General features: G+C 60.4%; 23 protein-coding genes. 14 read left to right on the forward strand and 9 right to left on the reverse strand.

Features of this window, described 5'->3' with window-relative positions:
* Positions 1-66 precede the first annotated feature (66 nt).
* The 6 genes from GHO42_RS20510 to GHO42_RS20535 all read right to left on the reverse strand — a co-directional run bounded on the left by GHO42_RS20510 (position 67) and on the right by GHO42_RS20535 (position 5,105).
* Positions 67-1,140: a VWA domain-containing protein gene (locus tag GHO42_RS20510; protein WP_095000551.1), complete on the reverse strand. Its 1,074-nt coding sequence runs from the start codon at positions 1,138-1,140 to the stop codon at positions 67-69.
* Positions 1,133-1,627 carry a DUF4381 domain-containing protein gene (locus tag GHO42_RS20515; RefSeq protein WP_095000550.1) on the reverse strand — a complete coding sequence of 165 codons (495 nt, stop codon included), beginning with the start codon at positions 1,625-1,627 and terminating at the stop codon, positions 1,133-1,135. Before GHO42_RS20515 ends, GHO42_RS20510 begins: the two co-directional genes overlap by 8 nt.
* A complete protein-coding gene (locus GHO42_RS20520; protein WP_153328583.1) occupies positions 1,624-2,568 on the reverse strand; it encodes a DUF58 domain-containing protein in 945 nt (314 codons plus the stop codon). The genes GHO42_RS20515 and GHO42_RS20520 overlap by 4 nt, the downstream gene beginning before the upstream one ends.
* A gap of 3 nt (positions 2,569-2,571) precedes the next feature.
* On the reverse strand, positions 2,572-3,531 hold the full coding sequence (locus GHO42_RS20525) for a MoxR family ATPase (protein ID WP_016780594.1): 960 nt from the start codon (positions 3,529-3,531) through the stop codon (positions 2,572-2,574).
* Positions 3,532-3,851: 320 nt separating this feature from the next.
* The gene (locus tag GHO42_RS20530) at positions 3,852-4,598 is read right to left on the reverse strand and encodes an amidohydrolase family protein (RefSeq protein WP_153328585.1); all 747 of its coding nucleotides are present in this window, start codon (positions 4,596-4,598) and stop codon (positions 3,852-3,854) included.
* 150 nt (positions 4,599-4,748) lie between these two features.
* Positions 4,749-5,105 (reverse strand): hypothetical protein, encoded by a 357-nt coding sequence (locus GHO42_RS20535; RefSeq protein ID WP_095018116.1) that lies wholly within the window; start codon positions 5,103-5,105, stop codon positions 4,749-4,751.
* Positions 5,106-5,538: 433 nt separating this feature from the next.
* Between GHO42_RS20535 and GHO42_RS20540 the strand changes: the two genes are divergently transcribed.
* Positions 5,539-10,395, forward strand: a complete 4,857-nt coding sequence (locus GHO42_RS20540; RefSeq protein WP_153328589.1) for an NAD-glutamate dehydrogenase — start codon at positions 5,539-5,541, stop codon at positions 10,393-10,395.
* A gap of 77 nt (positions 10,396-10,472) precedes the next feature.
* Here GHO42_RS20540 and GHO42_RS20545 read toward each other — a convergent pair whose 3' ends face one another.
* Positions 10,473-10,736, reverse strand: a complete 264-nt coding sequence (locus GHO42_RS20545; RefSeq protein ID WP_095000540.1) for a DUF4404 family protein — start codon at positions 10,734-10,736, stop codon at positions 10,473-10,475.
* A gap of 297 nt (positions 10,737-11,033) precedes the next feature.
* Between GHO42_RS20545 and GHO42_RS20550 the strand changes: the two genes are divergently transcribed.
* From GHO42_RS20550 to rssC, 3 genes are all read left to right on the forward strand, one after another.
* Complete coding sequence (locus tag GHO42_RS20550) at positions 11,034-11,723, forward strand: VacJ family lipoprotein (RefSeq protein ID WP_095000539.1); 690 nt, start codon at positions 11,034-11,036, stop codon at positions 11,721-11,723.
* A gap of 342 nt (positions 11,724-12,065) precedes the next feature.
* Positions 12,066-13,250, forward strand: coding sequence for a two-component system response regulator RssB (gene rssB / locus GHO42_RS20555; protein ID WP_153328591.1), 1,185 nt, complete (start codon positions 12,066-12,068; stop codon positions 13,248-13,250).
* Complete coding sequence (gene rssC, locus GHO42_RS20560; protein WP_095000537.1) at positions 13,247-13,729, forward strand: anti-sigma factor antagonist RssC; 483 nt, start codon at positions 13,247-13,249, stop codon at positions 13,727-13,729. The genes rssB and rssC overlap by 4 nt, the downstream gene beginning before the upstream one ends.
* 97 nt (positions 13,730-13,826) lie before the next feature.
* Here rssC and GHO42_RS20565 read toward each other — a convergent pair whose 3' ends face one another.
* Positions 13,827-14,948 carry an aryl-sulfate sulfotransferase gene (locus GHO42_RS20565; protein ID WP_153328594.1) on the reverse strand — a complete coding sequence of 374 codons (1,122 nt, stop codon included), beginning with the start codon at positions 14,946-14,948 and terminating at the stop codon, positions 13,827-13,829.
* 82 nt (positions 14,949-15,030) lie between these two features.
* On the opposite strand from GHO42_RS20565, the gene GHO42_RS20570 reads away from it, so the two are divergent.
* Positions 15,031-16,101, forward strand: coding sequence for a GlxA family transcriptional regulator (locus tag GHO42_RS20570; RefSeq protein WP_146540987.1), 1,071 nt, complete (start codon positions 15,031-15,033; stop codon positions 16,099-16,101).
* Between the two features lie 56 nt (positions 16,102-16,157).
* On the opposite strand, the gene GHO42_RS20575 is transcribed toward GHO42_RS20570, so the two are convergent.
* Entirely contained in the window at positions 16,158-17,066 is a 909-nt protein-coding gene (locus GHO42_RS20575; RefSeq protein ID WP_095000534.1) for a LysR family transcriptional regulator, read from the reverse strand.
* 124 nt (positions 17,067-17,190) lie between these two features.
* On the opposite strand from GHO42_RS20575, the gene GHO42_RS20580 reads away from it, so the two are divergent.
* The 9 genes from GHO42_RS20580 (at position 17,191) to dctM (ending at position 26,109) form a co-directional block, all read left to right on the forward strand.
* Positions 17,191-18,018 carry a MaoC family dehydratase N-terminal domain-containing protein gene (locus tag GHO42_RS20580; protein WP_153328596.1) on the forward strand — a complete coding sequence of 276 codons (828 nt, stop codon included), beginning with the start codon at positions 17,191-17,193 and terminating at the stop codon, positions 18,016-18,018.
* 21 nt (positions 18,019-18,039) lie between these two features.
* On the forward strand, positions 18,040-19,203 hold the full coding sequence (locus GHO42_RS20585) for an acyl-CoA dehydrogenase family protein (RefSeq protein WP_095000532.1): 1,164 nt from the start codon (positions 18,040-18,042) through the stop codon (positions 19,201-19,203).
* 16 nt (positions 19,204-19,219) lie between these two features.
* Positions 19,220-19,612, forward strand: a complete 393-nt coding sequence (locus GHO42_RS20590; protein WP_153328598.1) for a VOC family protein — start codon at positions 19,220-19,222, stop codon at positions 19,610-19,612.
* Positions 19,609-20,979, forward strand: coding sequence for an MmgE/PrpD family protein (locus tag GHO42_RS20595; RefSeq protein WP_153328600.1), 1,371 nt, complete (start codon positions 19,609-19,611; stop codon positions 20,977-20,979). Before GHO42_RS20590 ends, GHO42_RS20595 begins: the two co-directional genes overlap by 4 nt.
* Positions 20,976-22,181, forward strand: a complete 1,206-nt coding sequence (locus GHO42_RS20600; protein WP_153328602.1) for a CaiB/BaiF CoA-transferase family protein — start codon at positions 20,976-20,978, stop codon at positions 22,179-22,181. Before GHO42_RS20595 ends, GHO42_RS20600 begins: the two co-directional genes overlap by 4 nt.
* Positions 22,182-22,197: 16 nt before the next feature.
* Positions 22,198-23,025: a CoA ester lyase gene (locus GHO42_RS20605; RefSeq protein ID WP_095025854.1), complete on the forward strand. Its 828-nt coding sequence runs from the start codon at positions 22,198-22,200 to the stop codon at positions 23,023-23,025.
* Positions 23,026-23,101: 76 nt separating this feature from the next.
* Positions 23,102-24,094, forward strand: a complete 993-nt coding sequence (locus GHO42_RS20610; RefSeq protein WP_153328604.1) for a TRAP transporter substrate-binding protein — start codon at positions 23,102-23,104, stop codon at positions 24,092-24,094.
* A gap of 99 nt (positions 24,095-24,193) precedes the next feature.
* Positions 24,194-24,832, forward strand: a complete 639-nt coding sequence (locus GHO42_RS20615) for a TRAP transporter small permease (protein WP_095018108.1) — start codon at positions 24,194-24,196, stop codon at positions 24,830-24,832.
* Positions 24,829-26,109, forward strand: coding sequence for a C4-dicarboxylate TRAP transporter large permease protein DctM (dctM, locus tag GHO42_RS20620; protein WP_095000525.1), 1,281 nt, complete (start codon positions 24,829-24,831; stop codon positions 26,107-26,109). The genes GHO42_RS20615 and dctM overlap by 4 nt, the downstream gene beginning before the upstream one ends.
* Positions 26,110-26,374 lie beyond the last annotated feature (265 nt).

The following is a 26,374-nucleotide window of genomic DNA, read 5'->3' on the forward strand; positions in this document are numbered from 1 at the left end:
GCAACCAGCCGAGCAGCGGCAGGATGAGCAGCCATTCGGGGCGGAACCAGTGCGGCCAGAGCGTGCTCATCGACGCCTCCGCAGGCGCAGGCGTGTGAGGCGCGCACGCCAGTCAGGATGTTGCTGCAGAAAATGCTCCTTGCTTAGCCAGCGCTGCACCGGGTTGTTGGGCCACAGTTCGCGGATCACCAGCAGCATACTGAGCAACAGGGCCGCGGCCAGCGGCCAGCTGTAGAGTGCCTGCGCCGGACGCGCCTGGGTCGGTTGTTGGGCCACAGGCTCCAGTTGGTCGAGGGTGTCCTTGATGGCCGCCAGTTCACCGCCGTTGCGGGCGCGGAAGTAGCGGCCACCGGTGACTTTGGCGATTTCTTCGAGTGCCGGCTCATCGAGGTCGACCCCGGGGTTGATGCTGAGCAGGCCCTTGCTGCTCTCGTCCGGGTCTGCGCCGATGCCGATGGGGTAGATTTTGACTCCCTCTTCGGCAGCCAGGCGAGCGGCGGTCAGCGGGTCGATATGCCCGCCGTTGTTGGCGCCATCGGTAATCAGGATCAGCACCCGGCTTTGTGCCGGGCGTTGGCGCAGGCGCTTGAGGGCCAGGCCAATGGCGTCACCGATGGCGGTGTTTTTACCGGCGATGCCAATGCGAGCTTCGTCGAGCCAGGTATGCACGGTGTGGCGGTCGAAGGTCAGCGGCGCTTGCAGGTAAGCCTGGCTGCCGAAGAGGATCAGGCCGACGCGATCGCCCTCACGGTTTTCGAGGAACTCGCCGAGCAGGTTTTTGACCAGGTCCAGGCGGGTTACGTCTTCGCCCTGCCATTGCATGTCCGGGTAGTCCATCGAACCCGAGACATCCACCGCCACCAGCAAGTCACGGCCGCTGGCGGCAATCGGCAAAGGTTCGCCCAGCCACTGCGGGCGGGCAGCGGCCGTCAGCAACAGCAGCCAGAGCAGGATATGGGGAATTTGCTGGCGCCAGGAAGGCAGGGTGGCGCGGGCCTTGCGCCGGGTCAGTTGTTCAAGGTCACTCAAGAAACTGACCTGCAGCGCCGCCTCCCCGCTGTCGGCAGGCGGCAGCACCAGGCGCATCAACCAGGGCAGGGGCAGCAGGATGAAGATCCACGGCCAGGCAAATTCAAACATGTTTGCGAATCCAGGTTTCGACCGCCTGATTGAGCCCGGCAATGGCCTTGTCGTCGAGCTTGCACTCGGGCTTGTAGGCACCTTCGACCAGCACCATCCAGCGGGTCAACCCGGCAGCCGGGCAGCGGTTGTCCAGGAACGCCAGCCACTTGCGGCCATTGAGGGTGTGGCTCTGGCTGTAGGGGTAGTGGTTGCGGCACAGGCGCTTGAGCAGGCCGTTGAGCTGTTGCAACCAGGCGCCGGCCGGTGCGCCATCGTAGGGTTTGGGGAAACGGGCCAGTTCTTCCAGGGCAGCCAGGCGTACCGGGTCGAGCGGTTGTTCGGTGCGTGCCGGCAGGCGTTTGGCAGGCAGGTAGCGGCGCAGCCACCACAGGCCCCATCCCAGGGCGGGCACCACGAGCAATAATAGCCACCAGCCCGGCGCTGGCGGCCAGATGCCGAGCGCAGGCGGCAGGATCAAGGGTTGCAGTTGTTCAAGTTCTTTCATGAGGCTTTGCCGGGGCGTTTGGCGTTCAGGTATTCGCGCAGCTGTTCGACCATCTCGCTTTGAGTGCTCAGCGGCATCAGCAACACCCGCAGTTTTTGCGCCAGCAGTTCCCAGCGGGCGATGCGGGCCTCGGCCTGGGCGCGGTAGGCCTGGCGCAGATCATAGTTGAGGGTGTCCAGTTCCAGTTGCGCGCCGCGCTCGGCAAAGCGCAGCAACCCGGCAGCGGGCAAGGCGTGGTCGAGAGGGTCGGACAACGGCAGCAGCATCAGGTCGCAATGGCGTGACAGCAGGTTCAGTTGCTGCTCGGCGGCGTCGGTGAGGCCGCGTTCATCACAGATCACGATCACCAGGCTGCCGGGGCGCAGTACTTCACGGGCGCGGATCAGGGCCATGCCCAGTGCGTCGCGGTCCGATTGCACTTCGGTGTGCAGCGACTGGTTGACCCGCACCAGGCGGTTCAGCAACTGCAGCAGGCTCTGCTTGCTGCGCCGCGGCTTGATTTCGTAGTGTTCATGGTCGCCAAATACGAGCCCGCCAACACGATCGTTGTGGCCCAGGGCGGCCCAGCCGATCAGGCTGGCGGCCTGGGCGGCAAGCACCGACTTGAACATCAGCCCCGAGCCGAAAAACAGCCGCCGGCTTTGTTCGGCAAGGATGAAAATTGGCCGCTCGCGTTCCTCATGGAACATCTTGGTATGCGGTTCCTGGGTACGCGCCGTGACGCGCCAGTCAATGGTGCGCACATCGTCACCGGCCTGATAGACCCGCACCTGATCGAAGTCGACCCCGCGTCCACGCAGTTTCGAGTGATGCAGGCCCACCAGCGGGCTGCGCTGGCTGGGCGAGGCGAACAGCTGCACTTCACGCACCCGATGGCGCATCTCGATCAGTTCCGCAAGGGTGACGCGGATGCCGGGCTCGGCGGGCAGGGGGGTGTTCATGGGTCAGGCAACGGCCACGACGTCGAGGATGCGTTGCACCACGCGGTCCTGGTCGATACCGGCGGCTTCGGCTTCAAACGACAGGATGATGCGGTGGCGCAGCACGTCAAACAACACAGCCTGGATATCTTCGGGGCTGACGAAGTCGCGCCCGGCCAGCCAGGCGTGGGCCCGTGCGCAGCGGTCCAGGGCAATCGAACCGCGGGGGCTGGCGCCGTAGGCGATCCACTCGGCCATTTCCGGGTCGAACTTGCCCGGGGTGCGGGTGGCCATGACCAGTTGCACCAGGTACTCCTCCACGGCATCGGCCATGTACAGGCCGAGGATTTCCTTGCGCGCGGCGAAGATGGCCTGCTGGCTGACCCGGCGCTCGGGCTTGGTTTCCCCGTTAAGGGCTTCGCCGCGTGCCTGCTGCAGAATGCGGCGTTCGACGGCGGCATCCGGGAAACCGATTTTGACGTGCATCAGAAAGCGGTCGAGCTGGGCTTCGGGCAGCGGGTAGGTGCCTTCCTGCTCAATGGGGTTTTGCGTGGCCATGACCAGAAACAGCGGCGACAGCTCATAGGTACTGCGCCCGACACTGACCTGGCGCTCGGCCATGGCTTCGAGCAGCGCCGATTGCACCTTGGCCGGGGCGCGGTTGATTTCGTCTGCCAGTACCAGGTTATGGAAGATCGGCCCTTGCTGGAACACGAAACTGCCGGTTTCCGGGCGATAGATCTCGGTGCCGGTGATATCGGCAGGCAGCAGGTCGGGAGTGAACTGGATTCGATGGAACTGCGCTTCAATACCTTCTGCCAGCTCCTTGATGGCCTTGGTCTTGGCCAGGCCGGGGGCGCCCTCGACCAGCATATGGCCATCAGCGAGCAAGGCGATCAGCAGACGGTCGATCAGTTTTTCCTGACCGAGGATCTGGGTTGAAAGAAAGGTTCGCAGCGCCAGTAGCGCTTCACGATGTTCCATCGATGACTGTTCCTGAAAAGGACACCGGCGGCGCAGAAATTACACCGGGGCTGGGGGCGTTACTTTAATCCATTGGAGGCTCTGCGGACTAATGGCGGTGGGGATTTTTACAGGAAAAACCTGAAATGCCCGGGCTTGTTGAGATTGGTGCTCATCTGCATGGGGTCTTGTAGCCGCTGATGAGCGTAGCGAGGCTGCGAACGGCTGCGCAGCAGTCCTAAATCCCGGCCATCCGATAGTTCGGCTGCACCGCGTCTATCGGATTTGCGAACGCTTTGCCTTCGATCGCAGCCTCGCTACGCTCGTCAGCGGCTACAGGATTAAAAGCCATAAAAGCTGCGTGCGTTATGGCACAGGGCTTTGTGTGCGCCATCTTCGCCAAGGGCCTCTACCAGCAAGGCAATATCGTTGTCCTCAAAGGCCCGTGGCGCCCGGGTTGATGGCAGGTCCGTAGCAAACATCAGGGCGTCGGGGTTGATGCTATGGATCTGTTGCAGTACTTGCGGTACGGCAAAATCAACCCGGCCAAAACCGCAGGCCTTGATCCGCACGCCGTGCTCCGCCAGGCGCAGCAGGCTGGGCAGGCCCTCATGGCTTAAACCCAGGTGGTCGATGCTCAGCGCCGGCAGGCGTCGCAACCGGTCTTCCAGCCCTGACAGTTCCCGTGAGTCAACGTACAGCTCGGAATGCCAGCCCACTTGTTCATGCACGCGCATGGCCAATGATTCGAGCTGGTCAAGTTGTTCGGAGCCTCCGCGCTTGAGGTTGAAGCGCAGGGCGCGGATGCCCTGCCGGCGCAGGGTCTGCAGCTCGGCATCGGTGACACTGGCGGGCAACTGGGTCACGCCCACAAACCCCGGGCCTAAACGCTTGAGTGCAGCGATCAGGTAGCTCTGGTCGTAGCCCTGAAAGGAACCCGATACCACGGCACCGCCCACGATACCCAGGGGGGTGGCCCGGGCCAGGTAGTCATCGACACTGAAGAACTCGGGCACATAGCCATTGTTGGGAATCAGCGGGTAGGTGCTGTCAATGATATGGCAGTGGGCATCGAAGATCGGGCGCATGGTGGCGAGCTCCAGTGGAAGTGTATGACTGTGGGAGCGAGCCTGCTCGCGATGGTATCAGTGCGTTGGGCCAGACAGATCGCATCGCCTGCATCGCGAGCAGGCTCGCTCCCACGATGTGCCCTGCAAGACTCCCTTCCTCATGGAGGATTAATTCAGCTCGCTGATATAGGTGCCGGTGCCCTTGAGGATGTTCTGCAGGGTCTCTTCGACTTCGCCAAGGTCTGCCGCAGGGGTGTTGTGGAGGATTTCCAGGTGGTCATCGCCCTTGAGAACATCCGCATCACCCGCGCCGATTTCGATCAGCAGGCGGGTAGGGCTCAAGGTGACCTTGACGCCGTCCAGGGTCGAAGGCTCGTCTTCCAGGGTGATTTCCAGCTCGTCTTCGTCCGGGTAACGGGTCATCAGAAACATTTCGCCGCTGTCGGTGTGGCAGCACAGCATGGCCATATTGTCTTCTTCGTCGTCGCACGGGTTGGCGAGCAGGTGGTCGGTGTTCATTTGCATGGGTAATTCCTGGCGCTCTGGGCGCGGGTAGGTCGATCAGAGGCCAATTTTGCCAGCCTGAACCGATTTATGCAGGTTTGAATGGAACAACTGGGCAAATGGTCAGTCATTTCTGGTGCTCGCTACGGAAACTACGGTGCTTTTATGAAGGTTTTTCGCTTGCCGATGCTAGGGTTGTTCTATGACCGCCCTGGCGGTTGCGTCCCGATGACCGAATATGTCGCCGCACCGTAAGCAGGCCGTACAGCGCAATCGTTAAGCTGCGCGGTGATTGTTATCTCTAAAGACACAGCCTGTTCAACCGGCAGTCGTTTTTGTAGATAACCATCCTTGCAGGTGAATGTGACCCGTGGGTCACGACCAGCTTCACCTCCTCACGCGGGAACAACACGCGACGCTTCTCTCAATAACAAGCCCAAGCGGAGTACCACAGATGGCGTTCTTCACCGCAGCCAGCAAAGCCGACTTCCAGCATCAACTGCAAGCGGCACTGGCGCAGCACATCAGTGAACAGGCACTGCCACAAGTGGCGCTGTTCGCTGAGCAATTCTTCGGCATCATTTCTCTGGATGAACTTACCCAGCGGCGCATGTCCGACCTCGCCGGCTGCACGCTGTCGGCCTGGCGCCTGCTGGAGCGTTTCGACCCGGCCCAGCCGCAAGTGCGGGTGTTCAACCCCGACTACGAGCGCCACGGCTGGCAGTCCACCCACACGGCAGTTGAAGTCCTGCACCACGACCTGCCGTTTCTGGTGGACTCGGTGCGTACCGAGCTGAACCGTCGCGGTTACAGCATTCATACCCTGCAAACCACGGTGTTGAGCGTGCGTCGCGGCGCCAAAGGCGAGTTGCTGGAAATCCTGCCCAAGGGCACCACGGGGGAAGGCGTCTCGCAAGAGTCGCTGATGTACCTGGAAATCGATCGCTGCGCACACGCCGCCGAATTGAATGTGCTGAGCAAGGAACTGGAGCAGGTTCTGGGTGAAGTACGGGTTGCCGTGGCTGACTTCGAGCCGATGAAGGCCAAGGTGCAGGAACTGCTGGCCAGTGTCGACAACTGCCAGTACGCCGTCGATGCCGATGAGAAAGCCGAAGTCAAAAGCTTCCTGGAATGGCTGGTGGGCAACCACTTCACCTTCCTGGGCTATGAAGAATTTGTGGTGCGTGACGATGCCGATGGGGGTCATATCGAATATGACCCCGACTCGTTCCTGGGCCTGACCAAGCTGTTGCGCGCGGGGCTCACCGCCGAAGACCTGCGTATCGAAGACTACGCCGTCAGCTACCTGCGCGAGCCGACCCTGCTGTCGTTCGCCAAGGCCGCCCACCCGAGCCGCGTGCATCGCCCGGCGTACCCGGACTATGTGTCGATTCGCCAGATCGATGCCAGCGGCAAGGTCATCAAGGAGTGCCGCTTTATGGGCCTGTACACCTCTTCGGTGTACGGCGAGAGCGTGCGGGTGATCCCTTATATTCGTCGCAAGGTGGCAGAAATCGAGCGCCGCTCGGGCTTCCAGGCCAAGGCTCACCTGGGCAAGGAACTGGCCCAGGTGGTGGAAGTCCTGCCCCGTGACGACTTGTTCCAGACTCCGGTGGATGAACTGTTCAACACCGTGATGTCGATCGTGCAAATCCAGGAGCGCAACAAGATTCGCGTGTTCCTGCGCAAGGACCCGTACGGCCGCTTCTGCTATTGCCTGGCCTACGTACCGCGGGATATCTATTCCACCGAAGTGCGGCAGAAAATCCAGCAGGTGCTGATGGAGCGTCTGCAGGCGTCGGATTGCGAGTTCTGGACCTTCTTCTCGGAGTCGGTGCTGGCCCGCGTGCAGCTGATTCTGCGGGTTGACCCGAAAAACCGCATCGATATCGACCCGTTGCTGCTGGAAAAAGAAGTGATCCAGGCCTGCCGCAGCTGGCAGGACGACTACGCCAGCCTGGTGGTCGAAAGCTTTGGCGAGGCCAATGGCACCAAGGTGCTGGCCGATTTCCCCAAAGGTTTCCCGGCAGGCTATCGCGAACGCTTTGCTGCACATTCGGCCGTGGTCGACATGCAGCACCTGATGAACCTGAGCGAAAAGAACCCGCTGGTGATGAGTTTCTATCAGCCGCTGGGGCAAAGTGCCGGTCAGGAGCTGCATTGCAAGCTGTATCACGCCGATACGCCGCTGGCCCTGTCCGATGTCCTGCCGATTCTGGAGAACCTCGGCCTGCGCGTGCTGGGCGAGTTCCCGTACCGTTTGCGGCATGCCAATGGCCGTGAGTTCTGGATCCATGACTTCGCCTTTACCGCTGGCGAAGGCTTGAACCTGGATATCCAGCAACTCAACGACACGCTGCAGGATGCGTTCGTGCATATCGTACGCGGCGATGCCGAGAACGATGCTTTCAACCGCCTGGTACTGACTGCCGGCCTGCCATGGCGCGACGTGGCGCTGCTGCGTGCATACGCGCGTTACCTGAAGCAGATTCGCCTGGGTTTTGACCTGGGGTATATCGCCAGCACCCTGAACAACCACACCGACATCGCCCGCGAGTTGACCCGGCTGTTCAAGACCCGCTTCTACCTGGCGCGCAAGCTGACGGCGGAAGACCTCGAAGACAAGCAGCTGCGTCTGGAACAGGCGATCCTGACGGCCCTGGATGATGTTCAGGTGCTCAACGAAGATCGCATCCTGCGTCGTTACCTGGACTTGATCAAAGCCACGTTGCGCACCAACTTCTACCAGCCGGATGGCAACGGTCACAACCGTTCTTACTTCAGCTTCAAGTTCAACCCGCACCTGATTCCCGAGCTGCCAAGGCCGGTGCCGAAGTTTGAAATCTTCGTCTACTCGCCGCGGGTTGAAGGCGTGCACTTGCGCTTCGGCAACGTGGCCCGTGGCGGCTTGCGCTGGTCGGACCGTGAAGAAGACTTCCGCACCGAAGTGCTGGGCCTGGTAAAAGCCCAGCAAGTGAAAAACTCGGTCATTGTGCCGGTGGGCGCCAAAGGCGGCTTCGTGCCGCGCCGCCTGCCGCTGGGCGGCGGCCGTGATGAAATCCAGGCCGAGGCGATTGCCTGCTACCGGATCTTTATTTCCGGCCTGCTGGACATTACCGACAACTTGAAAGACGGCGCATTGGTACCGCCGTTGAACGTGGTCCGTCACGATGATGATGACCCGTACCTGGTGGTGGCTGCCGACAAGGGCACCGCAACCTTCTCCGATATCGCCAACGGCATTGCCATCGATTACGGCTTCTGGCTGGGCGATGCGTTCGCTTCGGGCGGTTCGGCCGGTTATGACCATAAAAAGATGGGCATTACCGCCAAAGGTGCCTGGGTTGGCGTGCAGCGTCACTTTAAAGAGCGCGGGATCAACGTTCAGAAAGACAGCATCAGCGTGGTCGGTATCGGCGATATGGCCGGTGACGTGTTCGGCAACGGCCTGCTGATGTCCGATCAGTTGCAACTGGTCGCGGCGTTCAACCACCTGCATATCTTTATCGACCCGAACCCGGAGCCTGCCAGCAGCTTCGCCGAGCGTCAGCGCCTGTTCGATCTGCCGCGTTCGGCGTGGTCGGACTACGACACCAGCATCATGTCGGCGGGCGGCGGGATCTTCTCGCGCAGCGCGAAAAGCATCGCCATCTCCGCGCAGATGAAAGAGCGCTTCGCGATTACCGCTGACAGGCTGACCCCCACCGAACTGCTCAATGCCTTGCTCAAGGCCCCGGTGGATCTGCTGTGGAACGGCGGTATCGGTACCTACGTCAAGGCCAGTAGCGAAAGCCATGCCGATGTCGGCGACAAGGCCAATGATGCATTACGGGTCAACGGCAACGAGCTGCGCTGCAAGGTGGTAGGCGAGGGCGGCAACCTGGGCATGACCCAGCTGGGCCGTGTCGAGTTCAACCTCAATGGCGGCGGCTCCAACACCGACTTTATCGATAATGCCGGCGGTGTGGACTGCTCTGACCACGAAGTGAATATCAAGATCCTGCTCAATGAAGTGGTGCAGGCCGGCGATATGACCGAGAAGCAGCGTAACCAGCTGCTGGGCAGCATGACCGATGAGGTGGGCGGCCTGGTCCTGGGCAACAACTACAAGCAGACCCAGGCCATTTCGCTGGCCGCGCGCAAGGCCTATGAGCGGATTGCCGAATACAAGCGCCTGATGAACGATCTGGAAGCCCGTGGCAAGCTGGACCGTGCCATCGAGTTCCTGCCGTCAGAAGAGCAGCTCAACGAACGCGTAGCGGCGGGCCACGGTCTGACCCGTGCCGAGCTGTCGGTGCTGATCTCGTACAGCAAGATCGACCTTAAAGAGGCGCTGCTCAACTCCCGGGTGCCGGATGACGACTACCTGACCCGGGACATGGAAACCGCGTTCCCGCCGATGCTGGTGAGCAAATTTGCCGAAGCCATGCGTCGCCATCGCCTGAAGCGTGAAATCGTCAGCACCCAGATTGCCAACGATCTGGTCAACCATATGGGCATCACCTTTGTCGAGCGCCTGAAAGAGTCGACGGGGATGAGTGCTGCCAACGTGGCCGGCGCCTACGTCATCGTGCGTGATATTTTCCACCTGCCGCACTGGTTCCGGCAGATCGAGGCGCTGGACTATCAGGTACCGGCTGAAATCCAGCTGGCGCTGATGGATGAGTTGATGCGTCTGGGGCGCCGCGCTACACGCTGGTTCCTGCGCAGCCGTCGTAACGAGCTGGATGCTGCACGGGATGTGGCGCATTTCGGCCCGCATCTGGCGGCATTGGGCCTCAAGCTCGACGAACTCCTGGAAGGGCCGACCCGCGAAGGCTGGCAGACCCGCTATCAGGCCTACGTCGAGGCGGGCGTGCCGGAGTTGCTGGCGCGCATGGTAGCGGGTACCACGCACCTGTATACCCTGTTGCCGATTATCGAGGCTTCGGATGTCACCGGGCAAAATGCTGCGGATGTGGCCAAGACGTACTTCGCCGTGGGCAGTGCGCTGGACCTGACCTGGTACTTGCAGCAGATCAGCAACCTGCCGGTGGAGAACAACTGGCAGGCCCTGGCCCGCGAGGCGTTCCGCGACGATATCGACTGGCAGCAGCGGGCAATTACCATTTCGGTGTTGCAGATGACCGAGGCCGGGGAAAGTATCGAGGCACGGCTGGCGCTGTGGCTTGAACAGAACCACTCGATGGTTGAGCGCTGGCGCTCGATGCTGGTGGATCTGCGTGCCGCCACCGGCAGCGACTATGCCATGTACGCGGTGGCCAACCGCGAGCTGCTGGACCTGGCGTTAAGCGGTCAATCAGGGCTCTGACAGCCTGAGTTGCAAAACAAAGCCCCGGCTCATGTGCGATGAGTCGGGGCTTTTTTGTTTCTGGGGGTTACCGGAAATCAGATGCCGATATTGCCCAAGGTTTGCACGATGCTGCGCAGGGTAACGGCGAGAGTGGGATGATCGACCTCAAAGCGCTCTACAGCGAGGTTGACGCTGTCGGCAAGGCTGGAATCGTTGGTCGCTTTTTCGATGTCGATCTGAGCCTGGATTTGTGTGGCGAGCTGGTTCAAGTGTTCACGCTCTTCCTGGGTGAGCGGCGGGTTCTGTTCCAGTTGCTCGCGCAAGGTATTGAGTTGTTCTTGCAGATCGCGGGCAGGCATAGCATTCATCCTTTATTGATAGGCTCTGGTGTAGACCTTCGAAGTGAGCAAAAGGTCTGTCTCTAGATTAATCCACTCGCGGGCGAAGTGCATGATCTCTATCAAAATCCCCGGTGGGTGTTTTTGTCGTTCAGGCGGGTGGTTTTAAAAGAATCGGCAGCGGGGGGAACGTCTATGTTTTATACAAGTCTGTTTAGGCGATTGCTTGGGGGCTGCCTAAAAGCCATTTGCCGTTATACTGATGTTCAGACTCAGGGCATAGCGCCCAAGTGTTGAGTAACTTCAGGGAGTTTTGCTATGCGCTGGACTGTTCGTCTCGCCCCATTGTTTGTCTGTGCCGGTGTGGCCATGATGCCGTTTGCTGCCAATGCCGCCACCGAGGATGACCCGTGGGAAGGGTTTAACCGGGTTGTGTTCAAGTTTAACGACACCCTCGACACCTATGCCCTGAAGCCGATTGCCCAGGGCTACCAGTTCATCACTCCGCAGTTTCTGGAGGATGGCATCCACAATATGTACCGCAACGTCGGTGACGTGCGCAACCTGGCCAACAACGTGCTGCAGGTAAAACCCCACGCTGCGGGCGTGGATACCGCCCGTTTGCTGATGAACACCATTATCGGTGTCGGCGGCTTCTTTGATGTGGGCACCAAGATGGGCCTGCAGCGCAACGACGAAGACTTTGGCCAGACCCTTGGCTACTGGGGGCTGAGCAGCGGCCCTTACCTTGTATTGCCGCTGCTGGGCCCAAGTACGGTGCGAGATGCCCTGGGCATCTACCCGGACTCCTATGCCGAACCTTACCGCTACATGCATGACGTTTCAGCACGTAACACCGTTGCCGGGATGAAAATCATCGATGCCCGCGCCAATCTGCTGTCGGCCGAAAAATTGATCACGGGGGATAAATACATCTTTATCCGCAATGCGTATCTGCAAAGCCGTGAATTCAAGGTCAAGGACGGGCAGGTTGTCGACGACTTCTGAGTCGTTTGACCGATGCGCAAAAAACGGCCCTTGTGGCCGTTTTTTGTATGGGTGCAGATGAGAATCAATCGGCTTTGCGGCCTTTGTTACCAAGGTTTTAGTTGCCGTAAACGTGGTTCTTATAACCCGCAGTAATTTAACGTGACGAACACCTCAAGCCGCTATCGGCCTGAGCTTGAAACACCCCGCGGATGGGAGTACCGTCTGCGCCTTACACGGGCACCTTTGTAGGATCGAGCAATACAGTCGATTTGAATCAGGGATGTTCACAAGCCATTTCAGTTGTTGAGCCCGATGTTTACGAGCTTCAACGACAACCTAATTCTGGCGCCATTTGCCCACATGCAAAAAACCAGTGCCACGCTGCTGATCATTGATGACGACCAGGTAGTACGCGCAAGTCTGGCGGCCTACCTGGAAGACAGCGGCTTCAGCGTCCTTCAGGCCAATAATGGCTTGCAAGGCCTTCAGATGTTCGAGCAAGAGCAGCCAGATCTGATCATCTGTGACCTGCGCATGCCGCAAATGAGTGGCCTGGAGGTGATTCGCCAGGTTGCCCAGCGGTCGGCGCAAACGCCGGTGATCGTCATCTCGGGCGCAGGCGTGATGAGCGATGTGGTCGAGGCTTTGCGCCTTGGCGCTGCCGACTACCTGATCAAGCCGCTGGAAGACCTTGCCGTGCTGGAGCATTCGGTTCACCGAGCTCTGGATCGTGCGCGGTTGCAGCTTGAGAACCAGCGCTACCGTGAGAAGCTGGAGTCGGCCAACCGGGAACTGGAAGCCAGCCTGCATTTGCTGCAGGAAGACCAGAACGCCGGCCGGCAGGTGCAGATGAACATGCTGCCGGTCAGCCCCTGGACCACTGATGAGTTCAGTTTTGCCCACAAGATCATCCCGTCACTGTATCTGTCCGGGGATTTTGTCGACTACTTCCGGGTTGACGAGCGTCGGGTCGCTTTTTATCTGGCGGATGTTTCCGGGCACGGCGCCTCTTCGGCCTTTGTCACGGTGCTGCTCAAGTTCATGACCACGCGCCTGCTGTTCGAGTCCAAGCGCAATGGCACCTTGCCGGAGTTCAAGCCCTCCGAAGTGCTTGGGCATATCAACCGTGGCCTGATCAACTGCAAGCTGGGCAAGCACGTGACCATGGTGGGCGGTGTGATCAATGAAGAAAGCGGCGAACTGACCTACAGCATTGGCGGGCACTTGCCGCTGCCGGTGCTCTACACTCCAGACAGTGTCCGTTATCTGGAAGGGCGGGGTTTGCCCGTTGGCCTGTTCAACGAAGCCACCTATGAAGACCAGGTTATGAAATTGCCTGAAGCTTTCAGCCTGACACTGATGTCGGACGGCATCCTGGATCTTTTGACCGAGCAGACGCTCAAAGAAAAAGAAGCTGCTTTACCGCAACGGGTTAAAGCAGCAGGCGGCAGCCTGGATGGTCTGCGCAAAGTGTTTGGATTAGCTACGCTAGGGGAGATGCCGGATGATATCGCCTTGTTGGTGTTGAGCAGGAATCTTAAATGAGTACCGGTAGAATTCAGTTCGCCGAACAGGACGGCACTTTTGTCCTGAAGTTTGTGGGTGAAGTGCGTCTGACGTTGTGTTCGGCACTGGATGCGACGATCGAGAGGATTTTCACGGCGTTGAATTTCAATGCCATCGTGATTGACCTCACCGAAACCCGCAGTATCGACAGCACCACCTTGGGTTTGCTGGCGAAACTGTCGATATTGTCGCGCCAAAAAACAGGCCTGTTGCCGACTGTTGTCACCACCCACGAAGACATCACCCGGCTGCTGGAGTCGATGGGCTTCGATCAGGTGTTCAACATCATCGGCAAGCCGATCCCTTGCCCGGATTGCCTGACCGACCTGCCTTCGCAGGATCAGACAGAAGAAGTGGTGCGGGTAAAAGTGCTGGAAGCGCACAAGATTCTGATGGGGCTCAACGACTCCAACCGTGAAGCTTTCCATGATCTGGTGAATGCACTCGAGCGGAATTGATTTCCGGTCGCCTCATCCCGCAGGTTGTCAAAGATCAAAAGCCCCTCACCCCAACCCTCTCCCTCCGGGAGAGGCGTGGTGAGGGGCTTTTAGCTTTTTATGTTACAACCAACCATGGTATTTCCCGGCGCTGATAGCGGTGCGCGCGGAAGATCGCGTTGTTTTCACCCGGCAGATAGGCTCTGGAGGCTGCATCCGGGTACGGGGCAAAGAAGGGATTGATATATTCCCAGACCACTTCTCCCGTCGGCGTGATTTCAAACAGTCGACCAAAATTGGCCTCGGTCACCAGCGTATTGCCGTTATGCAGGCGTTGCGCGCCGCCCATGAACGGGGTGAAAAAGGCATAGCCCGGGGTATCGGCATACTGCCACACGATCTGTTGACTCAGTGGCTCTATTTCCAGTATTCGTGAGTGCGGCATGCTGGTGTGTGGCCGAAAGATGCCGTTGTCGAATACCAGCACGTTGCCGTTTTCCAGCTCGCTCGGGCAGTGCTGTTGCGCAACCAGATCATGGCCCAGTCGCCACAGCACCTCACTGCTGCTGCGCGAAATGGCAATCACCGCTGAGACGCTGCGCAGGCTGAGAATGATCTTGCCATCGCGGCCCGGCGAGACGGCGTTGGTCATCGGCCAGTGGTAGCGTTCAAACGCATCATGCAGCGGATAGTCTTCAGGGCGCAGGTGCTCCCAGCTGCGCCACTCCCACACAACATGGCCCTGGCGGTCGACTTCCTTGACCACATCGGCATAGATCACCCCGTCGGGTGCTTCGCTGCCAGGAATGCCGCCCACCACGCGGCTGGCCAGCTGCGGGCTCAGTGGTTCAACGGTGGTGTAGAGCAGATGACCGTTGTCCAGCCATTGGGCATCGTGATGGTGCATCAGGTCAGTGTGTTCCCACACCACTTCTCCCTCGGCAGTGACTTCGCTGAAGGCGCCGCCGTGCCAGACTGACCAGCCCGTAAACAACTCTGGCGAGTCGGGGTGGTTGCCGTTGTATCCCAGGTTGCCGTTGCGCAGTATTACGGCGTCGCGGCCGGGGCGCCAGGGCAGCTTCCAGCGGTGTACGATTTCGCCTTCCAGATCGATCAGGAACACATTGCCATCTGCCGTTTGCGGGGCGAACAGTGTGTAGCCACCGGCGCTACGGGCGTGGTCGACGCCGACCAGACCGGTCTTGTGGCGCTTCAGGGTGGTGTTGTGCAGTTTTGACATGGTGCCACTCCCACTAGGTTCCACTGGTATTGTGCGCGGCAGGGGAGCATTGTCGGTCTCCCCTGTGTGCGTGGAATCGAGTATGTCGAGGCAAACCGTGGCGCTCCATGCCAAACACCCCTCTTTTGCTGCCATGCCGGACGCCACGCCGCGTACGGTGGTGGTGCTGGCATTCGATGAGCTGTTATTGCTCAACGCCGCGGGGCCACTTGAGGTCTTCGCCGCGATACCGCGGCTGTTGGGCGGCACTTTTGCCAGCGATCCACCTTATCGGCTGTTGCTCGTATCGCCCATGGGAGGCCAGATAACCTCGGTTTCCGGGATCAGCGTCAATACACTGTCCCTGGAACAGATCGACCAGCAAGCGGACGTTATCGACACCCTGATCGTGGCAGGGGGTCCGGGTGTGGCAGCACTTGAAGCCAGCGTACCTGTGTGCAGCTGGTTGCGCCGCCGCGCCACGGCCGTACGCAGGCTGTGTTCCATAGGTACTGGAACATTCGCCTTGGCCGCTGCCGGTCTGCTTGAGGGGCGCAAGGTGGTGACCCACTGGAAGTTTGCCGAAGAACTGCAAGCCCGCTACCCGGCGCTCCAGTGCCAGACTGAAGGGTTGTACCTGCATGACGCGAATCTGTGGACGTGCGCGGGAGCTGCTGCCGGTATCGACCTGGCGCTGGGGCTGGTGGAGCAGGATCTCGGCCCCCATGCGGCATTGGAGCTGGCGCGCTATTTCACCGTTTTCGTATGGCGCTCGGCGGCTCAACCCCAGCTCAGCGCTTCGCTCAATGCCCAGTCCCTGGCCTTGCGTACCGCCCCTGACGTGCGCCTGGTGCGTCTGCATGCCTGGATTGCAGCCAACCTGCAAAGCGACCTGCGTGTGGAAACACTGGCGGAGCAATTTGGCATGAGTGCGCGCCACTTTGCCCGTGCCTACGTGGCCACTACTGGCCATACACCTGCACATGCGGTAGAGCTCTTACGTATTGAAGCTGCCTGCCAGTTGCTGAAAACCACCCGCGAGCCGATCAAGCGGATAGCCGAAACCGCAGGCTTTGGTCGGGAAGAGCGTATGCGGCGAGGGTTTCACAAGCACTTGGGCATCGGCCCGCAGCATTACCGCAACCAGAGTCGATGCGCTGCTCCGCAAGGCTGATCTGACGGCTTATCGCATGCCGGGTCTGATCGCTGGCCAAGGATATCGGTGCAGGACTAATTGCCTGGCTCAACGCTCTTGTGATGCTCCAGCACCCTGTTGATCAAGGCCCGGGTCACCTTGGGCAGTGCCTGCAGGTCGCGCACCAGAATGCTGCGTTCGCGCACCCGCCAGGGCTCGTCCAGTTCGATCACCGACAGGCCCATGGTCTGCTGGTGACGACGGGCCGAAGACTCCGGCAGGATGGCGATACCCACCCCGGCTTCGACCATCCGGCACATCGCTTCGAAGCTGTAGACCTTGATGCGCATGTTCAGGGTATTGCCGTGCAGGGCGACCTGTTCATTTAAAAATCGCAGCAGGGTAGTGCCTTCGTGCAGGCCGATATGCGGATAGGCCAGGGTTTCGGCCAGCTTGATCGACCTGGAGTGGGCCAGGGGGTGATCCAGTGAGGTGACCAGGATCAATTGGTCGGTGCTGAAGTGGATGACCTGCAGGCTGTCAGCCTCGACCGGACCGGCAATGATGCCCATATCCGTTGAGCCATCCATGACCCCGCGGACGATATCGCGGCTCAGGCGCTCTTGCAGGTCCACTGTCACACCTGGGCGTTCGGCAAGAAAACCGGCCAGGATACCGGGCAAGAATTCAGTGGCCGCCGTGGTGTTGGCAAAGATCCTGATATGCCCCGACGCGTCGGTGTCGTACTCGGTGAACTCGCTTTTCATATAGTCCACCTGGCGCATGATCATCCGCGCATGGTGCAAGAACAGTTCACCGGCGGGGGTCAGTTCAACCCCGCGGCTGTCGCGGTACAACAGGCGGCTGGCCAGGTTCTCTTCCAGGCTCTTGATCCGTGCACTGGCGGCTGGCGGCGAGATAAACGCCTTGCGCGCACCCTGGGTGAGGCTGGGGGATTCGGCGATATGAATAAACAGGCGCAGGTCGACAAGATCAAAATGCATGGCTGATTTCCGTTGAGCTTGAGCGTTAAGCAAAACCGAACGCCCCCTTACCGAAACGCAGATTCACAGATCGCCCGGCTTTTGGCAATCATGGCCAAAATAACAAGCCACGGGGCAATCACCGATGAGCGATAACGCACTGGCCGACTGGATCGGTCGTACTGAAGAAATCCATGACGTTCTTAGCCTGAACCTGGTCACCCGTATCGCCGCTACCTTCGGTGAGAAGGTGCCGCAGGCCGGGGAGCCTCTGCCGGCGTTGTGGCAGTGGTGTTTCTTTCAGCCCACGGTAGAGGAACAGGGGCTGGGTGGTGATGGTCACCCGGCCCGGGGCGGCTTTTTGCCTCCGGCCCACAACCGCAACCGCATGTGGGCGGGCGGGCGTGTCGAGTTCTTTACTCCACTCAGGGTGGATGCCAGGGCGACGCGTTTTTCCACCATTCTCGATGTTCGGGAAAAAATCGGTAAAACCGGCTCGCTGCTGTTTGTCACTGTCCAGCATGACTATCTGCAGGACGGCCAACTGGCCATTCGCGAAGAACAGGACATTGTCTACCGCGAACCAACCCCGCCCAAGCTGGCAGAGGGCGAGCCCTTGCCTGCGGGCATTTGGCAGGAGTCGATCACGCCGAGCTCCACCTTGCTGTTCCGCTACTCGGCGGTCACCTTCAATGGCCATCGCATCCATTACGACTGGCCTTATGCGACCGCAACGGAAGGCTACCCGGGGCTGGTGGTACACGGGCCGCTGATGGCCACCCTCAGCCTGCGCGCTTTTTGCCGCGCCAATCCCCAGGCCCAAGTGCGGCGCTTTGCCTATCGCGGCGTGCGGCCGTTGATTGCGCCTCAGCCCTTTGTGCTGCGGGGGCGTGTCGTGGCGGCGGGCAAAGCCGAGTTGTGGGTGGGCAACGCAGAGGGTATCGCCCAGCAGGGCGAAGTGAGCTTCGACTAATAACGACAACAAGGAGCGCTAATGAATCCGTATCTGAACGAAGACTATAACGCCATTCGCGAGGGTGTCCGCGCCCTGTGTGCGGAGTTTCCAGCCGAGTACTGGCGCAAGATTGACGAAGACAAGGGCTTTCCTGAAGCCTTTGTCGCCGCCATGACCGAAGCCGGCTGGTTGTCGGCGATGATCCCCGAGCACTACGGCGGTTCGGGCCTGGGGCTGGCTGAGGCCTCGGTGATTCTTGAGGAAGTGAACCACTGTGGCGGCAACTCCGGCACCGTGCATGGCCAGATGTACAATATGTTTACCTTGCTGCGTCACGGCAGCGAGGCGCAAAAAAGTTATTACCTGCCCCGCCTGGCCAGTGGCGAGCTGCGTTTGCAGTCGATGGCAGTGACCGAGCCAACCACGGGCACCGACACCACGAAGATCAAGACCACTGCCGTGCGCCAGGGCGACACGTATGTGATCAATGGCCAGAAGGTGTGGATTTCGCGGGTTCAGCATTCCGACCTGATGATCCTGCTGGCCCGCACCACGCCGTTGGCCGACGTGCAGAAAAAAGCCGACGGCATGTCGATCTTTCTGGTCGATCTGCGCGAAGCCATCGGCAACGGCCTGACCGTGCAGCCGATTGCCAATATGGTCAATCACGAGACCAACGAGCTGTTTTTCGACAACCTGGTAATCCCCGCCAGCAGCCTGATCGGCGAAGAGGGCAAGGGCTTTCGTTATATCCTCGACGGGCTCAATGCCGAGCGCACGCTGATCGCCGCTGAATGCATCGGTGATGGCCGCTGGTTCAATGAAAAGTCTGCACAATACGCCCGTGATCGTGTGGTGTTCGGTCGTCCGATCGGGCAGAACCAGGGCGTACAGTTCCCGATTGCCGAAGCCCATATCGAGCTGGAAGCCGCCGACTTGATGCGCTGGCGCGCCTGCGAAGAATACGACAGCGGGGGTAAAGCCGGGGCGGCGGCCAATATGGCCAAGTACCTGGCAGCCAAGGCCAGCTGGGAAGCGGCCAATGCCTGCCTGCAAACCCACGGCGGTTTCGGTTTTGCCAATGAGTATGACGTCGAGCGTAAGTTTCGCGAGACCCGCCTGTATCAGGTGGCGCCCATCTCCACCAACCTGATCCTGTCCTATGTGGCCGAGCATCTGCTCGAGTTGCCGCGTTCCTTTTAATTAACGGAGACAGAACATGCAGATCAGTCATCTGGACCATCTGGTTCTGACAGTGCGGGATATCCCCACAAGTCTGGATTTTTACAGGCGGGTGCTGGGCATGCAGCCCGTGGTGTTCGGTCAGGGCCGCCATGCCCTTGGGTTCGGCCAGCAAAAGATCAACCTGCACCAGGCCGGTGCCGAGTTCGAGCCCAAGGCCAGCCAGCCACTGCCGGGTTCGGCAGACCTGTGTTTTATCGTCGCGACCCCGTTGGATGCTGTGATCGAGCAGCTGCACGGCCTGGGTGTCGCCATCCTCGAGGGGCCGGTCATGCGCACCGGTGCCCAGGGGCCGATTCGCTCGATTTACCTGCGCGACCCGGATCTGAACCTGATCGAGTTGTCCAATCGAGTGGAGAGCGCGGCATGAGTCAGCACACGCAAGCGCTCACCCGTTTTTTGGCCAGCCTGGATTACCAGCAATTACCCGAAGCCGTTATCAGCCGCACTGAAGAGCTGTTTCTCGACTGGCTGGGATCGGCCCTGGCCAGTCAGGGCGCGCATCCGATCCCGTTGTTTGAACGCTACGCGGCGAAGATGGGCCCGGGCACCGGGCCTGCCGGTATTCTGGTCAACGGCCAGACCACCTCGGCGTATTTTGCCGCGCTGGTCAATGGCGCCAGCTCCCATTTGGTGGAGCAGGACGACCTGCATAACAGCTCCGTGCTGCACCCGGCGACCGTGGTGTTTCCTGCGGTGCTGGCGGCGGCACAGGACCTGGGAAAATCGGGTCGCGATCTGATTGTCGCCGCCGTCGCCGGTTATGAAGCGGGCATTCGCATCGGTGAGTTTCTTGGCCGTTCGCATTACCGCATCTTTCACACCACGGCTACGGTCGGCACCCTGGCGGCAGCGGTGGGGGTCGGCAAGCTGATGGGGTTCAACCCGCAGCAGTTCACCCACCTGCTGGGCACTGCCGGGACCCAGGCCGCGGGCCTGTGGGAGTTTCTGCGCGATGCCGCGGACTCCAAGCAGCTGCATACCGCCAAGGCCGCCGCTGATGGTTTGCTGGCTGCTTACCTGACGGGCGAGGGTCTGAGCGGTGCGCAAAATATTCTTGAGGGTGAGCAGGGCATGGCTGCCGGCATGTCCAGCGACGCCAACCCGGCGTGCCTGTCCGATCGCCTGGGCAGCCGCTGGGCGCTGACGGAGACTTCGTTCAAGTTTCACGCCTCGTGCCGCCACACCCACCCGGCGGCCGATGCGCTGCTGGCGTTGATGCAGCGGGAGGGGCTTGGAGCAGAGGACATTGCCAGTGTCACCACCCGCGTCCATCAAGCCGCCATCGATGTATTGGGCCGCGTAGAGGTGCCGCAGAGCGTGCACCAGGCCAAGTTTTCCATGGGCACGGTGCTGGGCCTGATTGCCGTCTATGGCAAGGCCGGCTTGCCCGAGTTTCATCAGCATGCGCTGAGCGATGCGCGCGTTGGTGCGTTTCGCGACAAGGTGAGCATGGTCCTCGATAACGACGTTGACGATGCGTATCCACAACGCTGGCTGGGCCGGGTGCTGGTGACCACGGTGCAGGGGCGCAGCCTGCAGGGCAGCATCGATGAGCCCAGGGGCGACCCGGGCAATACGTTGAGCCGCGCCGAACTGGAAGACAAGTTTCGTCGCCTGCTGGCCTTCTCGGGAGCGCGTAGCGACGAACAGGCCAGCGGGCTGCTCAAGCAGGTCTGGCACCTGCGCCATCTTGACGACTTGAGTGTACTGACCTGCATCGGGAGACCATCATGACCGCCACCGCGCACAAACCCCGGCCGCTGGACGGCATTACCGTGATCAGCCTGGAGCACGCTATCGCCGCGCCGTTTTGCACCCGCCAGCTGGCTGATCTCGGTGCACGGGTGATCAAGATCGAGCGCCCCGGCTCCGGCGACTTTGCCCGCGACTATGACGGGCGGGTCAATGGTCTGGCCTCGCACTTTGTCTGGACCAATCGCTCCAAGGAAAGCCTGACCCTCAACGTCAAGCAGCAGCAAGCTGCGGACGTGCTCGACAAGCTGCTGGCCACGGCCGATGTGCTGGTACAGAACCTGGCGCCGGGAGCAGCAGAACGTATGGGGTTGTCGTTTGCAACCCTGCATGAGCGTTTCCCGCGCTTGATCGTCTGCGATATTTCCGGTTACGGCGAAGGCGGACCCTACGAGCAGAAAAAGGCTTACGACCTGCTGATCCAGAGTGAAGGCGGGTTTTTGTCGGTGACCGGCGGGCCGGATGAACATGACATGGCCAAGGCCGGTTGCTCGATTGCCGATATCGCTGCAGGCATGTATGCCTACACCGGAGTGCTTTCGGCGCTGCTGCTGCGGGACAAGACCGGGGAGGGCAGCCGTATCGATGTGTCGATGCTCGAGAGTCTGGTGGAGTGGATGAACTATCCGCTGTATTACGCCTACGACGGTGCCGCGCCCCCGCCACGGGCGGGGGCCGCGCATGCCACCATCTACCCCTACGGGCCGTTCCCCACCGGCGATGGCGGCACGGTGATGCTTGGCCTGCAGAATGAACGCGAATGGCAGCAATTTTGCGACAGGGTGTTGCTACAGCCAGACCTGGCGAGCAACCCGCGCTTTAATGCCAATGCGCGGCGCTCAGAGAATCGCAACGAGCTGCGGGCCATCATTGTCGAAACCTTTGCCGGCATGGGTGCCGATGAAGTGATTGCCCGGCTCGACGGGGCATCGATTGCCAATGCCCATGTCAACGATATGGCCGGTGTGTGGGCTCATCCGCAACTGGCCGCCCGTAAACGCTGGTGCGAAGTGGACAGCCCGGCGGGCAAGTTGCCGGCGCTGCTGCCACCGGGGTGCAACACCGCTTTCGAGCCGCGTATGGAGGCGGTTCCCGGTCTGGGCCAGCACACCGACAGCCTGCTGGGTGAACTGGGTTATGGCGCGGACGAGATCCAGCGTCTGCATCAACTAGGAGCGGTATAAGGCATGGAGCATCGTGATGGATAACACCAGCATTCGTTCAGCGCTGTTCGTCCCGGCTACTCGCCCCGAGCGGATACCCAAGGCGCTGCAAAGCGGCGCCGATCAGGTGATCGTCGATCTGGAAGACGCTGTGGCCGAGGACCTCAAGGCCCAGGCCCGCGCCAGTCTGGATGCTTTCCTTAATGACAATCCGCAGGCCAGGGTGCTGGTGCGGATCAATGCGCCGCAGCATCAGCAGCAGGCAGCCGATATCGAGTTGTGCCGTCGCCAGCCCGGCGTGGTGGCGGTATTGCTGCCCAAGGCCGAAAGCGCTGCACAGGTCGAACAGGCTGCGGCGTGTGGCAAGCCGGTGTGGCCGATTATCGAAAGCGCCAGGGGCTTGCTTGAATTGCCGGCCATTGCCCGGGCTCGCGGGGTGGAACGCCTGAGTTTCGGTGCGCTGGACCTGGGCCTGGACCTGGGCCTGGCCAGCGATACGGCTGGCGCGCAGCGCATTCTCGATCAGGCCCGCTACGCCATTTTGCTGCACAGCGTCCTGGCGCAACTGGCGCCGCCGCTGGACAGTGTATTTGCGGACATCAACAACAGCGCCGGCATGGCCCGCATGGCGGCCGATGCCAGGGATATGGGCTTTGGCGGCCTGCTGTGCATTCATCCGGGCCAGGTGGCAGTGATTCACGCCGCTTTTATGCCGCGTCAGGACGAGCTGGACTGGGCGCGGCGGGTTCTGGATGCGGTTGCATCCACAGGCGGGGTGTTTGTGCTCGACGGGCAAATGGTCGATGCCCCGGTCATCGGCCTTGCCCGGCGGGTATTGCGCCGGGCCGGTCTGCCTTGTAACTGAGGCCAGGCGAAGCGGTTAAACGCAGCACAGGCAACACCAGGCACTACCAAATCTATAACAACAAGAGGTATGTCCCATGTTCAAGCACACTCTCAAGGCTCTGGCCTGCGCATTGCCATTATTCGCAGGTTTTGCGGGCGCTGCCGACCCCATCAGCATCAAATTCGCCCACGTTGTCGCCGAGCACACACCCAAGGGGCAGGGCGCGCTGTTGTTCAAGAAACTGGCCGAGGAACGCCTGCCCGGGCAGGTCAAGGTCGAGGTCTATCCGAACTCCTCGCTGTTTGGCGACGGCAAGGAAATGGAAGCGCTGCTGCTGGGTGACGTGCAACTGCTGGCGCCGTCGCTGGCCAAGTTCGAGCATTACTCCAAGCCGATCCAGATTTTCGATTTGCCCTTTCTGTTCACTGATATCCAGGCCCTCGACCGTTTCCAGCAAAGCCCGCAAGGTCAGGCTCTGCTCAAGTCGATGGAAGGCAAGGGCATTACCGGGCTTGGTTACTGGCATAACGGGATGAAGCAACTGTCCGCCAACAAGGCGCTCTACGAGCCCAAGGACGCCCGCGGCCTGAAGTTCCGCGTACAGGCTTCCGCCGTGCTGGATGAGCAGTTCAAGGCCCTGCGCGCGGCGCCACGCAAGATGAGTTTTGCCGAGGTTTATCAGGGCTTGCAGACCGGTGTGGTGAATGGCACCGAGAATACCTGGTCCAACTACGAAAGCCAGAACGTGTATGAGGTGCAGAAGTTCTTCACCGAGTCCAACCATGGCGCCATCGATTACATGGTGATCACCAATACCAAGTTCTGGAATGGCCTGCCTGAAGAGGTGCGCAACACCCTGGATGCGGTCATGGCCGAGGTCACCGTGGAGGTGAACAAGCAGGCCGAGGCGCTTAACCAGGCTTCCCGCCAGCGCATTGCCGATTCCGGCAACAGCGAAATCATCATCCTTACCCCGGAACAGCGCGACTTGTGGCGTGAAGCCATGCGCCCGGTATGGAAGAAGTTCGAGAGCGACATCGGCCCTGATGTGATCGCGGCCGCCGAGCAGGCCAACCAAAGCAGTTAATAGTCGCCAGCGCTGATTGCCGTCGGTGGTCCCGCAGGGGATCGCCACGGCAACCTTTGCTTTGTCGTTTCTCGACCGTTCTTTCAAGGGAGATTACCCATGCACGCAGCCGTTCGTGTCTGGAATCACGCGGAAGAAATGCTGGTGGCATTCCTGCTTGCAGGCATGACCCTGGTCACCTTCGCGTATGTCGTATTCAACAACCTCTATGGTGTTTTCTATTCCCTGGGGGACTCGCTGCCGTTCGCCAACGAGACCCTGCTCGGCATCGGCGACAGTATTCTCTACGTCGCCCAGGAGATGACCTGGAGTGTGGCCCTGACCAAGGCCATGTTCGGCTGGCTGATTTTTGTCGGCCTGGCCTGGGGCGTGCGCATTGGCGCGCATATTGGCGTCGACTTGCTGGTGCGCCAGTTCAAGCCTGCCAATCAGCGGCGGGTGGCCTTGCTGGCAGTGGCCATTTGCCTGGGCTATTGCGTGCTGATGGCGTACTCCAGCGAGCAGTGGGTGGCCACGTTGTATGCCGTTGGCACCAGTGCCGAAGACCTGGACCGCTTCGGTATCAGGCAATGGCAAATCGTGATGATCGTGCCGATCGGTTTTGCCTTGATGTTTGTGCGTTTTCTGCAGGTTTTTATCCGCATCATTCAGGGCAAGCAGCAAGGCCTGGGCTTGCACAGTGAAGTGGACGACGCCGTCAAACTGGCGGAAAACGACCAGCAGGGGACTCCAAAATGACTATTGCCTTCCTTTTTGTCGCCCTGTTCGTGCTGATGTTTGTCGGTATTCCGGTGGCGATTTCCCTGGGCTTGTCCGGGGCCATGACCATTCTGTTCTTCAGTAATGACTCGGTGCGTTCGCTGGCGATCAAGCTGTTTGAAACCAGCGAGCACTACACATTGCTGGCGATCCCGTTTTTCCTGCTATCGGGTGCATTCATGACCAGCGGCGGCGTGGCCCGGCGCCTGATCGATTTCGCCAACGCCTGCGTCGGGCATATCAAGGGTGGCCTGGCCATCGCCGCAATCCTGGCCTGCATGCTGTTTGCGGCGCTGAGTGGCTCTTCTCCGGCCACGGTGGCGGCGGTGGGCTCGATCGTTATCGCCGGCATGGTCCGTTCTGGCTACAAGCAGGATTTTGCTGCCGGTATCGTCTGTAACGCCGGGACCCTGGGCATCCTGATTCCGCCGTCGATCGTCATGGTGGTTTACGCTACCGCCACCGAAACCTCGGTGGGCAAGCTGTTTATGGCCGGTGTTGTGCCGGGTCTGTTGCTGGGGCTGGTATTGATGGTGACCATCTACATCCTGGCGCGGGTCAAGGACATGCCATCGCTGCCCCGGGCCTCGTTCAAGGAAATCGTCACCGCCGGGCGCCGTGCCGGCTGGGGCCTGATGTTGATCGTGATCATTCTCGGCGGTATTTACTCGGGCATGTTCACCCCTACCGAAGCGGCTGCGGTGGCGGCGGTGTATGCAGCGTTCGTGGCGATCTTTATCTACAAGGACATGACCGTCCGCGAATGCCCGAAGGTGATTGTCGAGGCGGGCAAGCTGAGCGTGGTGCTGATGTTTATCATTGCCAACGCCATGCTTTTTGCCCATGTGCTGACCACCGAGCAGATCCCGCAGTCGATTACCGCCTGGGTGGTGGAGCAGGGTTTTACCCCGATTGAGTTCCTGTTGGTGGTCAATATTGTGCTGTTGGTTGCAGGGACTTTTATGGAGCCTTCGGCAATCATCCTGATTCTGGCGCCGATCCTGTTCCCGATTGCCATGCAACTGGGCATTGATCCGATCCACCTGGGCATCATCATGGTGGTGAATATGGAAATCGGCCTGATCACCCCACCCACCGGGCTAAACCTGTTTGTCACCTCGGCGGTCACGGGCATGCCGCTCACTCGAGTGGTACGTGCGGTATCGCCGTGGTTACTGGTGATGCTGGCGTTCCTGGTGCTGGTGACCTATGTGCCGTTTGTGTCGCTGGCGTTGCCGAATTGGCTGGGGATGTAGCGGGCGGGCGCAGGGAATAGTGTGGGAGCGGGCTTGCTCGCGATGCAGGCGGCGCGGTCTGCAGGCTCACCGTATGGATGCCATCGCGGGCAAGCCGCGCTCCCACAGGTTTTGTGGCGTACTTAAGAGCTGCGGTCTGCAGGATCCATTGTGGGAGCGGGCTTGCTCGCGATGCAGGCGGCGCGGTCTGCAGGCTCACCGTATGGATGCCATCGCGGGCAAGCCGCGCTCCCACAGGTTTTGTGGCGTACTTAAGAGCTGCGGT

It is taken from the genome of Pseudomonas sp. FSL R10-0056, from assembly GCF_009600105.1.
Classification (GTDB): Bacteria; Pseudomonadota; Gammaproteobacteria; order Pseudomonadales; family Pseudomonadaceae; genus Aquipseudomonas; species Aquipseudomonas bubulae.